Origin of the sequence: Bradyrhizobium sp. SEMIA (genome assembly GCF_014844175.1) — a bacterium.
GTDB classification, from domain to species: Bacteria; Pseudomonadota; Alphaproteobacteria; order Rhizobiales; family Xanthobacteraceae; genus Bradyrhizobium; species Bradyrhizobium arachidis.
Genome location: NZ_CP046601.1, coordinates 4381545 through 4393946, shown reverse-complemented (window position 1 = coordinate 4393946; position 12402 = coordinate 4381545). Strand labels below are relative to the sequence as shown.

Annotated in this window: 9 protein-coding genes; 3 read left to right on the top strand and 6 right to left on the bottom strand. The window is 65.0% G+C overall.

Translation table 11 applies throughout. From position 1 onward, the window contains the following. Positions 1-28: 28 nt before the first annotated feature. Both FOM02_RS21445 and FOM02_RS21440 read left to right on the top strand, forming a co-directional pair. The gene (locus FOM02_RS21445) at positions 29-625 is read left to right on the top strand and encodes a 5-formyltetrahydrofolate cyclo-ligase (protein ID WP_027561122.1); all 597 of its coding nucleotides are present in this window, start codon (positions 29-31) and stop codon (positions 623-625) included. Then, entirely contained in the window at positions 603-1427 is an 825-nt protein-coding gene (locus tag FOM02_RS21440) for a TIGR00282 family metallophosphoesterase (protein WP_027561121.1), read from the top strand. Before FOM02_RS21445 ends, FOM02_RS21440 begins: the two co-directional genes overlap by 23 nt. A gap of 230 nt (positions 1428-1657) precedes the next feature. Here the strand turns inward: FOM02_RS21440 and FOM02_RS21435 are convergent, their stop codons facing one another. Continuing rightward, a complete protein-coding gene (locus tag FOM02_RS21435) occupies positions 1658-2725 on the bottom strand; it encodes a CobW family GTP-binding protein (RefSeq protein WP_051378224.1) in 1068 nt (355 codons plus the stop codon). Between the two features lie 121 nt (positions 2726-2846). On the opposite strand from FOM02_RS21435, the gene FOM02_RS21430 reads away from it, so the two are divergent. Beyond that, positions 2847-3944: a cyclase family protein gene (locus FOM02_RS21430; RefSeq protein ID WP_027561119.1), complete on the top strand. Its 1098-nt coding sequence runs from the start codon at positions 2847-2849 to the stop codon at positions 3942-3944. A 254-nt stretch (positions 3945-4198) separates the two neighbouring features. Here FOM02_RS21430 and FOM02_RS21425 read toward each other — a convergent pair whose 3' ends face one another. From FOM02_RS21425 to FOM02_RS21405, 5 genes are all read right to left on the bottom strand, one after another. Further along, on the bottom strand, positions 4199-5542 hold the full coding sequence (locus FOM02_RS21425; protein ID WP_027561118.1) for a c-type cytochrome: 1344 nt from the start codon (positions 5540-5542) through the stop codon (positions 4199-4201). Then, the gene (locus tag FOM02_RS21420) at positions 5539-7704 is read right to left on the bottom strand and encodes a xanthine dehydrogenase family protein molybdopterin-binding subunit (RefSeq protein WP_167380856.1); all 2166 of its coding nucleotides are present in this window, start codon (positions 7702-7704) and stop codon (positions 5539-5541) included. The genes FOM02_RS21425 and FOM02_RS21420 overlap by 4 nt, the downstream gene beginning before the upstream one ends. Before the next feature lie 8 nt (positions 7705-7712). Then, the gene (locus FOM02_RS21415) at positions 7713-8177 is read right to left on the bottom strand and encodes a (2Fe-2S)-binding protein (protein WP_027561116.1); all 465 of its coding nucleotides are present in this window, start codon (positions 8175-8177) and stop codon (positions 7713-7715) included. Positions 8178-8893: 716 nt separating this feature from the next. After that, the gene (locus FOM02_RS21410) at positions 8894-10318 is read right to left on the bottom strand and encodes a methyl-accepting chemotaxis protein (protein ID WP_027561115.1); all 1425 of its coding nucleotides are present in this window, start codon (positions 10316-10318) and stop codon (positions 8894-8896) included. Positions 10319-10521: 203 nt separating this feature from the next. Then, entirely contained in the window at positions 10522-12270 is a 1749-nt protein-coding gene (locus FOM02_RS21405) for a methyl-accepting chemotaxis protein (RefSeq protein WP_027561114.1), read from the bottom strand. Between the last annotated feature and the right edge of the window lie 132 nt (positions 12271-12402).

The following is a 12402-nucleotide window of genomic DNA, read 5'->3' as shown; positions in this document are numbered from 1 at the left end:
AAGACTTCGCCATCGGGGGAAAACGCGCATGTCCAACTCCAAAGCCGAACTCCGCGCCAAGGCCCTCGCCAAGCGCGACGCGCTGAGCGAGAAGAAGCGCATCGCTGCCGCCGCAAAGCTCGCCAAGCGCGGGCTGCCGTTCGACCTCTTGCCCGGCAGCATCGTCTCCGGCTATTCGCCGATCCGCAGCGAGATCGATCCGATGCCGCTCCTGAAGAAGCTCGCGGAGCAGGGCGCAAAGCTGGCGCTGCCCTGCGTTACCACGCGCGGCAAGGCGCTGATCTTCCGCCTCTTCCATCCGAACGACCGCCTGATGCTCGGCCCGCTCGGCATTCCCGAGCCGTCGCCGGCAGCGGCCGAAGTGATCCCCGACATCATGCTGACGCCGCTTGCGGCGTTCGACCGCCTCGGCCATCGCATCGGCTATGGTGCGGGGCATTACGATTTCACCTTCGCGCATTTGCGCAAGGCCAAGCACATCGTCGGTATCGGGCTTGCTTTTGCAGCGCAGGAGATCGAGGCGGTTCCGGCACTATCCCACGACGTGGCGCTGGATTATGTGCTAACGGAATCGGACGTGTTCGATTTCCGGAGTTCTGAAGTTGCGCATTCTCTTCGTGGGTGATGTCGTCGGCCGTAGCGGGCGCGAGGCCGTCGCCGAATACCTGCCCGGCATGGTCAAGGACTGGTCGCTCGATTTCGTCGTCGTCAACGGCGAGAATTCGGCCGGCGGCTTCGGCATCACGGAAGCGATCTACCGGGAGCTCGTCGAGGCCGGCGCCGACGCGGTGACGCTCGGCAACCATTCCTGGGACCAGCGCGAGGCGCTGGTGTTCATCGAGCGCGCCGACCGCTTGGTGCGTCCCGCCAACTATCCGCGCGGCACGCCCGGCCGCGGCGCCGCTCTGGTCGAGACCAAGAACGGCAAGCATGCGCTGGTCGTCAACGCGCTCGGCCGCGTCTTCATGACCCCGTTCGACGATCCCTTTGCCGCGCTCGAGCGCGAGCTCGGCGCCTGCCCGCTCGGCGTTGCCGCCGACGCCATCGTCGTCGATTTCCATTGCGAGGCGACCAGCGAGAAGCAGGGCATCGGCTTCTTCTGCGACGGCCGCGCCAGCCTCGTCGTCGGCACGCACACGCATGTGCCGACCGCCGATCATCAGATCCTCTCCGGCGGCACCGCCTACATGACCGATGCCGGCATGACCGGCGATTACGATTCCATCATCGGCATGCAGAAGGAAGAACCGCTGCGGAGATTCACATCGGGAATCCCGTCAGGCCGCTTCGAGCCAGCCGCAGGTGTCGCGACGCTCAGCGGCGTTGCGGTCGAGACGGATGACGCGACGGGCCTGGCGCTCAAGATCGCGCCGGTGCGTGTTGGTGGAAGGCTGGAGCCGGCAACGCCAAAATTCTGGTTGAGCTGAAGAACGAAGCTACACCCTCGTGTCGTCCCCGCGAACGCGGGGACCCATAACCCCAGGGAGTAGTTGTGATGCGAGACTGGTCACTACGAATCTTCGCCAAACCACTCCCTGTGGGTATGGGTCCCGGATCGGCGCGCGCCTGAGGGCGCGCTTGTCCGGGACGACAGTTGAGATTGACGCACGCAACTGCGCATCAATTGCGTCGTCTGTTCCCTTGGCGCCGCCGAGCCTCATGCCGCCGCGCGGACCGCCTGCCACAGCTCCAGCACGTCCGATCGCGAGATGCCGCGCGTGATGAAGACGATGCGCGAGCGGCGATCGCTGTCGGGCCAGGCGGCCAGCGCCACCGGCGGGTGGAAGACGTGATGCACGCCGTGGATCACGACCGGCGCAGCCTCGCCGTGAAGATTGAGAATCCCCTTCACCCGCAAGAGGTCAGCGCCACGCGCGTTGCGCAAATGCGCGAGCCAGTGCGTCACCGTTATCCAGTCGAGCGGCTCGTCGAACGCGAGCATGAAACTGGTGATGGATGCGTCGTGATCGTGATGATCGTGGTCATGATGCGCGTGACGATCGTGATGCGAATGACCGGCATGCGCGTGCGGCTCGGCGAAGGCGTGCTCATTGAGCCAGCGCGCAACGTCGATCCTTTTCTTCTCGGGATCGATCAGGCCCGCACCGAATAGCTGGGCCGGATCGATCTCGCCATGATCGACGGTTTCGATCCTCGCGCCGGGATTGAGCTGGCGGAGACGCAGCTCCAACAAGCCGACATCGTCGACCAGATCGCGCTTGGTGATCAACAGCCGGTCCGCCAGCGCGACCTGCTTCACCGCCTCATACTGGCGGTCGAGCTGATGCGATGCGTTGACCGCATCGACCGTGGTCACGATCGTGTCGAGCCGCAGGAAGTGCGAGACGAGCGGGTTGTTGAGCAGCAGCTGCACGATCGGCGCGGGATCGGCGAGCCCGGTGGTCTCGACCAGGATGCGGCGGAACGGCGGAATCTCGCCGCGGTCACGCTTGACCAGGAGGTCCCGCAGCGTCTGTTCCAGATCGCTGCGGATGGTGCAGCAGATGCAGCCGCTTGCGAGCACGGCAACTTCGCCATCGACGCGCTCGACCAGGAGATGGTCGAGACTGACCTCGCCATACTCGTTGATGATGACGGCGCTGTCCTTCATGTCGTCGCGGCGCAGCAGGCGATTGAGCAGCGTGGTCTTGCCGCTGCCGAGAAAGCCGGTGATCAGCGACACCGGGAGTCGCTGCGCCGATTTGTCGGTTTCGAACAGGCCCATGGGAAGCTCTCCCGCCATCGGTCTTATTTTTGTCGCTGGACAACAGCGTAATGGAGGAGGAGGGTAGCCGGAAACAATTTGAGAGTCAGATTTTGTTCTGACCACAACCTGGGAGGGTGCAATGTCTAATGAGATCAACAACGTAGATCAAGACGACAGCGGCTCCACGACCGATCGGCGGACCCTGCTCCGCACCGCGGGCATCGCCGGCGTCGCAGGAGCCGCCCTCGCCGGCTCGATGCACGGCAAGTTCTCGCTTGCACCGATCAGCCAAGCCCAGGCGCAGACCGCGACCTCCATGCCCAAGGGCACCGACAAGCCGTGGTGGCCGTCGAAATGGGGCAAGGACGACGAGTCCGGCGCATCAAATCACATCACGCCCGAAAAGGTCCTCGATGCCGCGAAATGGATCAAGGACGGCAAGATCTACAAGATCGGTCGCGTCTACGAAGGCGGCATGCCGCTGTTCGGTCCGCGTGCGTTCACGCTGCGCATTCCCGGCAGCCCGACCGGCGGCCCGTTCGGCGACAACAAGATGGTCTATCACGACGAATTCCTGACCACGGAGATCGGCCAGACCGGTACCCAATTCGATGGCCTCGGCCATATCGGGATCCAGTTGGGCAAGGACGGCGACAAGAACGAGATGCGGTTCTACAATGGTTTCACCGCAACCGAGATCAGCGACGCCTACGGTTTGAAGAAGCTCGGTGTCGAGAAGCTCAAGCCGCTGTTCACCCGCGCGCATCTGGTCGACATGGTCGCGCTGAAGGGCGGGATGATGGACGTCGGCCAGGAGATCACCGCGGCCGACATCAAGGCCGCGCTGGCCAAGCAGAACATTCCCGAGAGCGACATCAAGCCGGGCGATGCCATCATGTTCCACACCGGCTGGGGCTCGCTGTGGATGAAGAACAACGACCGCTTCAACAGCGGCGAGCCGGGCATCGGCATGGATGCGGCGAGGTGGGTGATCGAGAAGGATCTCGCGCTCACCGGCGCCGACACCTGGGCGGTGGAGGTGGTGCCCAATCCCGACAAGTCGCTCGCTTTCGTGGTCCATTCCGAGCTGCAGACCAAGCACGGCATCCACAACCACGAGAACCTCTTCTTCGACGATCTGATCGCCGACAAGAAGTACCAGTTCGTCTATTGCTTCGCGCCGGCCCCGATCAAGGGCGCCACGGGCAGCAACGGCTGCCCGATTGCGCTTACGTGAGGGGATGGATCGGCGCGGGCAGATGAAGCGTCCGCGCCGATGTTTTGGGTAGGGTGAAAGCGGCGCGACAGCCTCAGCGTCGTCCCTGCGAAAGCAGGGACCCATAACCCCAGGGAGTAGTGATTGCGCGAAGCCGGTCACTCCGAGTCTTCGCAAAACTATTGCTGCGGCGTATGGGTCCCGGATCTTCGCTGCGCTCGTCCGGGACGACGGCGGAGATTGACGCGCGATCGCGCATCAATCTCGCCATCACGCTACTCCGCCGTCTGCTCCCGCAGCTCCGCCACATCCTTCGCCGTCAGCTTCGAGCCCTTCGTCCCGAACCGCGCGGTGACGTAATTCGCGACTGCTGCGATCTCGTCGTCGGTATACGCGCTTCCGAACGCGGGCATCGACAGCGCACCGTCAGGCGTGTGGCGCTTGGTGCCCGAGATCACGATCTGTGCGACGTTGGTGGCGGCGGGGTCGTTGACGGCCCAGGTGCCGGTGAGTGTCGCCATCGGCGAGACCGGGCTGTCGCCGCTCCAGCCGTGACAGCTGGCGCAGGCGCTGGCAAACACCTTCTTGCCGCGCGCATCTGCAGTCACGCCTTCCTTGTGCGAGGCGGGCGCGACTGGCGCTGTGGTGGCGGGCAGGTCGGGCGAGGGCTGCGGCGGCACGCTGCGCAAATAGGCAACGATGCTGCTGATGTCTTCGGGCGCGAACTGGCTGAAGCTGTGGTCGACCGCTTCGCCCATCGGGCCCGACGCCGAGCCGTGGCCCGGCGCGTGGCCGAGCGACAGATAGGAGATCAGATCCTGGTCGCTCCAGTTGCCGAGACCCGTCGCCTTGTCGGAAGAGATGTTGAAGGCGCGCCAGCCCGCTGTGATCGCGCCGGCGAACTTCTTGCGGTTATCCAGCGCGAAGCCGAGATTGCGCGGCGTGTGGCACTCACCGCAATGCGCCAGCGCCTCGGCGAGATACGCGCCTCTGTTCCATTCCGGGCTTTTCGAAGTATCGGGCGTGAAGCGCGTGTCCGGATTGAACACGGCCGACCAGACAATCATCGCCCAGCGCTGGTTGAACGGGAACGACAGCGTGTTCTCGGGCGCCTTGGCGCGCACCGCAGGCAGGCTGAACAGATAGGCCTTCACCGCCAGCACGTCCTCGTCGGTCATGAACGTGTAAGACGTGTACGGCATCGCCGGATAGAGCCGGGCGCCGTCACGGCGCTGGCCGTGCTGGACCGCGTTCAGAAAGTCCTGGTCGCTGTAATTGCCGATGCCGGTGTCCTTGTCCGGCGTGATGTTGGTTGAATAGAGCGTGCCGAACGGCAGCTTGAAGGCGAGGCCGCCGGAATAGTCCTTCTCGCCCGGCTTGGTGTGGCAGACCATGCAATCGGCGGCCTTGGCGAGATATTCGCCGCGCTCGACCAGGCTCGCTTTCTCCAGCTTGGCCGGCACGCCGGTCGGCTTGCCGGCGCGGTAATCCGCCGGCGCCACCTTGGTGCCGCCGGCAAAGTCGAGCGGGCCGGGCCTGCGGATGAGGAAGACGCCGAGTCCTGCTACGACGACGGCGATGACGACGAGGCTTCCGAGGATACGCATCTTGCCGCTCATGCCTTCTTCCCCGCAGCCAGCAGTTTCCGATCGATGGGCAGGCGCCGTAGCGCCACGCCGGTTGCAGCGTAAATCGCGTTGCGCAGCGCCGGAGGTCCGGCATTGACGCCGGCCTCGCCGATGCCGCCCGGCGCCTCGCCGCTTTTCACGACGGTGACATCGATCTTCGGCGTCTCGTTGATGCGCATCATGCGGTAGTCGTGGAAATTCGACTGCTGCACGCGGCCCTTGTCGATGGTGATCTCGCCATAGAGCGCGGCGGTGAGGCCGAAGATCAGGCCACCCTCGATCTGCGCCTTCACCGTATCGGGGTTGACCGCGATGCCGGTGTCGACCACCGAGGTGACGCGGCGGAGCACGATCTCGCCGAAGTCGTCGATCTCCGCTTCGACCACGGACGCGATGAAGCTTGCGAATGACGGCTGCACGCAGACGCCGCGGCCAACGCGCGGCGGCAGCGGCTGACCCCAGCCGGATTTCTCGGCGACCTGGTTCAGCACCGCGAGCATGCGCGGGTTCTTCGTCAGCATGGATTTGCGGAACTCGATCGGGTCCTTGCCCGCCTTGCGCGCGAGCTCGTCCATCGCGCATTCGACCGCGAACACGTTGTTGTTCGGGCCGACGCCGCGCCAGAAGCCGGTCGGCACCGACAGCGGCTCGGCGCGGACATATTCGACGTGGAAGTTGGCGAAGTCGTATGGCGCGTCCACCGCCGCGTCGATCGCGTCGATGTCGATGCCCTTCTGGAACGCCGGCGGCAGCCAGCGCGCCAGCACCGCGGAGCCGGCGACCTTGTATTTCCACCCCGCAATCTTGCCGTCGACCAGCGATGCCGTGATCTGGTCGCGATAGACCGGACGATAGACGTCGTGCTGGATGTCCTCCTCGCGGGTCCATATCACCTTCACGGGATAGTCGACCTGCTTTGCAATTTTCACCGCCGCGACCACCATGTCCGGCTCGAGCTTGCGGCCAAAGCCGCCGCCGAGCAGATGCTGGTTGACGATCACCTTGTCGACCGGAACACCGGCGGCCTTCGCCGCCTCCGACTGCACGCGCGTCATGATCTGCGTGCCGGTCCAGATCTCGCAGGCATCCGGCCTGACGTGGACGGTGGCGTTGATCGGCTCCATCGACGCATGTGCCAGGAACGGCAGCTCGTAGGCCGCCTCGAACCTGTCGCCGCTGGCGAGCGCCCTGCCGATGTCGCCGGTGGATTTTGCGACGGCACCATCCTTCTCGCTGGCCTTGCGCAGGTCGTCCCAGACGTCCTTGGTGGTGATTTTCGCGTTCGGGCCTTCGTTCCACTCGATCTTGAGCGCTTCGAGACCTTTCTTGGCCGCCCACATGTGATCGCCGATGACGCCGACGGCGTCGTCGAGCACGACGACCTTGCGCACGCCGGCGACTTTCATCGCTGCACTGTCATCGACCTTGCCGACCTTGCCGCCGAACACAGGGCAATTGGCGATTGCGGCGATCTTCATGCCGGGCAGGATCGCGTCGATGCCGTAGAGCGCCTTGCCGTTGACCTTGTCAGGCGTGTCGAGCCGCTTCAGCGGCTGGCCGATGAGGACAAAATCCTTGGGATCCTTGATCGCGACGTCCTTCGGCGGTGTCTGGCCCTGGGCGGCGAGCGCCAGTTCGCCGTAGCCGAGCTTGCGGCCGCTTGCGGCATGCGCGACCTCGCCCTTCGACGCGGTGCAGCTTGCAGCGTCGACGCCCCACTGGGTGGCTGCGGCCTGCACCAGCATGGCGCGGGCGGTGGCGCCGGCCTTGCGCAGCGGCAGCCACCAGGCGCGGATCGAGTTGGAATTGCCGGTGACCTGCAGTCCGAAGGTCGGGTTGCCGTAGAGCTTGTCGTTGGGCGGGGCGTGCTGCACCTCGACCTTGCTCCAGTCGGCATCCAGCTCTTCGGCGATCACGGCCGAGATCGACGTGTAGGTGCCCTGTCCCATCTCGACCTGCGGCATCATCAGCACGGTGCGGCCGGTCTCGTCGATGCGGATGAAGGCGTTGGGCGCGAATTTGCCGTCCGTCACATCGCGTTGCACCGGCTCGTTGCCGGCGGCGCGCAGCGGCAGATGGAAGGCGAGCAGGAAGCCGGTGGCGAGGCCGCCGGTCAGGAGTGAGCGGCGGGAGACGCTATTGTGTGCATTCATGGCGGACCTCAAGATTGCTTGCCGTTGGCGGCGTGCTTGATGGCCTCGCGGATGCGGACATAGGTGCCGCAGCGGCAGATGTTGCCGGCCATCGCCGCGTCGATGTCGGAATCATCAGGATTGGGCGTTGCCGCCAGCAGCGCGGCGGCGGCCATGATCTGGCCGGACTGGCAATAGCCGCACTGGATCACTTCGGCATCCAGCCAGGCCTTCTGCACCTTCGCACCCGCAGGCGTGTTGCCGACATGCTCGATGGTGGTGACGGCCCGGTTCGCGACCGCGCTGACGGGCAGCACGCAGGAGCGCACCGCCTTGCCGTCGACATGCACCGTGCAGGCGCCGCATTGCGCGATACCGCAGCCGAACTTGGTGCCGGTCATCCCGAGAATGTCGCGCAGCACCCACAGCAAGGGCATTTCAGGTGGCGCGTCGAAGGATTTTTGTTCGCCGTTGATGGTGAGTGTCGTTGCCATGTGCATCCCCTTGCTCGACGAGCGCTTACGGCGTCGGCGATTTGCGCGCGACCATAATCATATCGATGCGAAACGAAGAAGCACCGACATTTCCGGCAATGCATATTTGCGCGAACGCAGCGCCCGGCCATGACGTTCACGAATTTGTGCGGCGATCGCAGCACGCGTTCTGGGCTAATTGATATGATAATCGTCATGTTTTGACGCATTTTCGTCGCGCGCGCCGCAGATCGTCGTGCGAATGCGCAAAATCATGCGATGTCGAAATTCGTGCGATTGGGAAAGGCAGGGGTGGCACCCCGATGAAATCAATCGCGACGGCTTGTTGTTGTGCCCTCTCCCCTTTCGGGAGAGGGCAGCGATGTCAGTAGACGCAGACTCACTCGGGTGAGGGGGCTGTCTCCGCGTATGATCCTCTCTTATTCCGAGGCAGCCTTGCGCGCTGATAGAGACCCCTCATCCGGCGCCATAGCCGAAGCTTCGCTTCGGCGTTCCCAAGAACGGCGGCCAGAGGCCGCCTATGCCACCTTCTCCCGCAAGGGGAGAAGGGAGAGGAGCGCATGGCAATTTCGGAATAATAGCATTATGCGCCTGTTTTGCCCGACGGGTCAAGCCGCGCCAGGCCCGCCGACTGCAAGCCGCTGATTCCTCCCGCCCCGGCTACTGTGCATGGGGTTGTTTTCGAGGTTTTGATTCAAGGCCCGCAGCAGCGGTCGTCAGCCCTGCCGAAAACCCATCCGGAATGCGCCCCAGTGCCTGCCGCGGATCACGATCGGCGAGGACAGGTCCTTCATCAGTACGAACTGCCCGCCGCCCATGTCGCGGCGATAGGTCTGCAGCAGGAAGGGTTTTGTGTTGGCCGCGACCTTCTTCACCGCGCGGTCGGTGAACAGGCGGCGGTTGCGGCAGTTGGCGTTATTCCAGACCGGGTCCTTGCCCTGCGGCAGGCGGTAGTTCGGATTGTGGGTCGGCAAATAGCCGCCCCTGGCCCAGGCGACGCAGAACACGATGCGGGGATCGGATTTCTGGATCGGGTCCTGGATCGCGGGCAGCACGCGGTCGGTGAAGTCGACATAGTGCGTCTTGTACTGCTTGGGATCGGTGCCGGGGATCTCCCGGTAGTTCTCGTCCATGAGCTGGTCGAGCGTGATCTCGCCGCGGTCGATGGCGGCCTCGAACTCGGCCGAGATGCGCTTGGCGGTCTCGACGACGACGCGGATCAGCGGCGCGTCCGAGGTCTCGACGCCGCTGTCGGCGATCAGCGCGATCAGCGTTTCGGAGGTGTCGAGCAGCTTTGTCACGCGCTGGTCGGCGTTCTTGAGATCGCGCGAGGAGAGGTCGACGCCTTTGGCGAGCTCGTTGAGCTCGCTGATGACGGTGTCGCAGTGCCCGAGATTGGAGGTCGCCGCGCGCGTGACGCTGTCGATCTCCGCTTCCACCGAGGCGAAGCCCTGCTGGACGCGCGAGATGATGCCGGAGATCTGCTGGGCGCCTTCGCCTGCGGTCTTGGCGCGCTGCGAGGCGTCGCTGCTCTCGCCGATCAGGCCTTCGATCTGGCCGTCGAGGTCGCGCACGGTGTCGGAGATCTGATGCGTGGCCTGGCGGGTGGCTTCAGCGAGATTCTTCACCTCGCTCGCGACCACCGCAAAGCCGCGGCCGGCATTGCCGGCGCGCGCGGCTTCGATGGTCGCGTTCAGCGCGAGCAGGTTGGTCTGCTTGGCGATCGCCTCGATCGAGCCGGACACTTTTGCGACCTGCGCCAGCGCCGAGCCGACCGCGCTCAAGCGAGCCTCGATACGTTCGACGGCTGCGACCAGCTCGGAGATGTGGCTGACGGCGGTGTCGACTGCGCTGCGCGACTGCGCGATCTCGCCGACCGCGGCCGACGTCGTCGACTGCACCGCCTGTGATGCGTTGGCTATGTCGTGATTGGCCGAGACCATCGTCTCCGCCGTCTTCTGGAGATGGTGGAACCGTTCCGACTGGTTGGCGACGCGGTTTGCGACTTCCTGGACGTTGCCGGCAATATCGGCGAGCTCGACGCCGAGGCCGCCGATGCGGTCGGCGAGCTGGTCGATCAGCCGTTCAGCCAGCGTCCGGTTGGAGCCGGTGTCCATAACTGCAAGTTGTGCGACGGACATGTCTTAAGGGTCCTCCAGTCGGAGCCGTACGCCGGCCCCCCGCGGCATTCCCATTCCAACTCCGACGTTAAAGGATGATTCGCGGCTGGCGTCTTGCCTGAGCGTGCACAAGGCGCAATTTGCGCCTTGGTTTTTCGCGCCCAGGTTTTTTGTGTGAGCATGGTCTCGTCGAAAAACCGCAGCCCACTTTTTCGGACCATGCCCTAGAGCTTGTAGGCGGTGCGGAATCCACCCCAGTGCCGGCCCTGCACGCGGATCGGCACGTCGATCTCGCGCATCATGACGGTGTTCCCGTTGCCCATGTCGCGCGCATAGCTCTGGACCAGGTACGATCGCAGGTTGCGCGCGGCGGCGAGCCCCGCCGGATCGTTGAAGATCCGTCGGTTGCGGCTGTTGGCCGTGTTCCAGGCGATATCGCCCGGCCGCTGCGGATGCGAATAGATCTTGTTGTGCACGGGCAGGAAGCCGTTGCGGTCGACCATGGCGCAGAACGCCATGCGCGGGTCCTTGGCGAGGAAGGCCTCCTGGAACGGCGGCAGCGCGCGGTCGGCCCAGTCCAGATAGCGGGTGCGGTATTGCTGCGGATTGGTGCCGGCGATGTCCGCGTAATCGGTGTCGAAGAGATCGTCGACCTTGACCTCGCCGCGCGCAAGCGCCTGCTCGAAGATCTGGGTCAGCGCGTTGCCCGCTTCCATGGCGCGGGTGACGAACTCGGTGTTCTCCTCGTGGATCGACCAGAGCCTGTCCTCGATCTTCTCGGAGAGCTCGGCATTGGGGGCAATGAACTGCGCGCGGGCGCCGGCCTTGGACTGCTCGATCACGCGCAGGCGGCAGGCGCCGACGTCTTCGAGGTTGCCTTCGATCATCGTGTGCGGTGCCAGCCGCCCAGCGTCGGCGCCGCCGATCAGCACGCCGTCCATCGCAATCTCGTAGACCGGCATCACGCCGCGCGACGTCTCGAATTTGAGATGGCAGGGCAGCCGCTCGGTCTTGCGGCGATCGTCGTGCTCGCTCTGGCGCAGCAGCACGGCGCAGCGCGATTTCAGCTTCTGCGCGAAGGTGGTGACCGCCTTGCCGGCGCTGGCGACGTTCTCGCCATGGGTCTCGGCGGCCTTGGTCGCGGCGTCGATCTCGGCTGCGCTCTCGCCGACCGAGATGATGAACTCCGAGGCGCTGGCGGCATTGCCGGAGACTTCGCTCGTTGTGGCGTTCTGCTCGGCGACCGCCCCGTTGACGGTGTCGAACACCGGACGGATCGCTTCGATCGCCTGCGAGATGCGGTGCACGGCGTCGGCGGAGCCGGCGGCATCGCGCTGCAGCGCGTCGATCTTCTTCGAGATCTCTTCCGTGGCGCCTTGCGTCTGGACCGCGAGCGCCTTCACCTCGGTGGCGACGACCGCAAAGCCCTTGCCGGCCGCGCCCGCACGCGCGGCCTCGATGGTCGAGTTGAGCGCGAGCAGCGTCGTCTGCCGCGCGATCTGCGCGATCAGGTTGACGACGTTGCCGATCGCCGCGGAGGACTCGCGCAGGCGGTCGACATTGGCGCGGGCTTCCTGCGCCGCGGTGCTGGCCTCATCGGCGAGCTTGGCGGCCGCGCGGACCTGGGCGCCGATGCCTTGCGCGGATTGGGTGAATTTGTCGGCGGCATGAGCGAAGGTCGAGGCGGTCGACTGCGCGGCGTTGGTGCGGCCGGTGAGGGCGTCGGTGCGGTCGCGGATGTCGGCCAGCGTCGCGGCGGTCGCCTCGGCGCCGCCGGCCACCGAATTGGCGGCGCGCTCGAGCTGGCGAATCATCGCCCCGAGCTCGAGTTCCAGCAGTTCCAGGATTTCCCGCGCCGAATCGCCCTCAGCGGCCGGGGCGGGCTCGGAATGGGCCGCCGGCTGCACAGTCTGCGGGGCGACCGCAGGCGCAGCCGTATCCGGCAGACGCTTCCGAAATAGTCCGAACGCCATCGGGTTTCTCTTGTCGGGGAACGGTCAGGCGCTATTTTCGCAATCCGGAATGAAATCAGGGTTAACGGTGCCTGACCTCTAGGCAGGGGGCCGTACGGTATTACCTTAAAGTCGTAGAGCCTCTTTCATTCC

Coding starts and splice junctions, on each gene's coding strand:
- FOM02_RS21445 (WP_027561122.1), top strand. CDS start 29: ATGTCCAACTCCAAAGCCGAACTCCGCGCCAAGGCCCTCGCCAAGCGC.
- FOM02_RS21435 (WP_051378224.1), bottom strand. CDS start 2,725: ATGGGCCTGTTCGAAACCGACAAATCGGCGCAGCGACTCCCGGTGTCG.
- FOM02_RS21430 (WP_027561119.1), top strand. CDS start 2,847: ATGTCTAATGAGATCAACAACGTAGATCAAGACGACAGCGGCTCCACG.
- FOM02_RS21425 (WP_027561118.1), bottom strand. CDS start 5,542: ATGAGCGGCAAGATGCGTATCCTCGGAAGCCTCGTCGTCATCGCCGTC.
- FOM02_RS21420 (WP_167380856.1), bottom strand. CDS start 7,704: ATGAATGCACACAATAGCGTCTCCCGCCGCTCACTCCTGACCGGCGGC.
- FOM02_RS21415 (WP_027561116.1), bottom strand. CDS start 8,177: ATGGCAACGACACTCACCATCAACGGCGAACAAAAATCCTTCGACGCG.
- FOM02_RS21410 (WP_027561115.1), bottom strand. CDS start 10,318: ATGTCCGTCGCACAACTTGCAGTTATGGACACCGGCTCCAACCGGACG.
- FOM02_RS21405 (WP_027561114.1), bottom strand. CDS start 12,270: ATGGCGTTCGGACTATTTCGGAAGCGTCTGCCGGATACGGCTGCGCCT.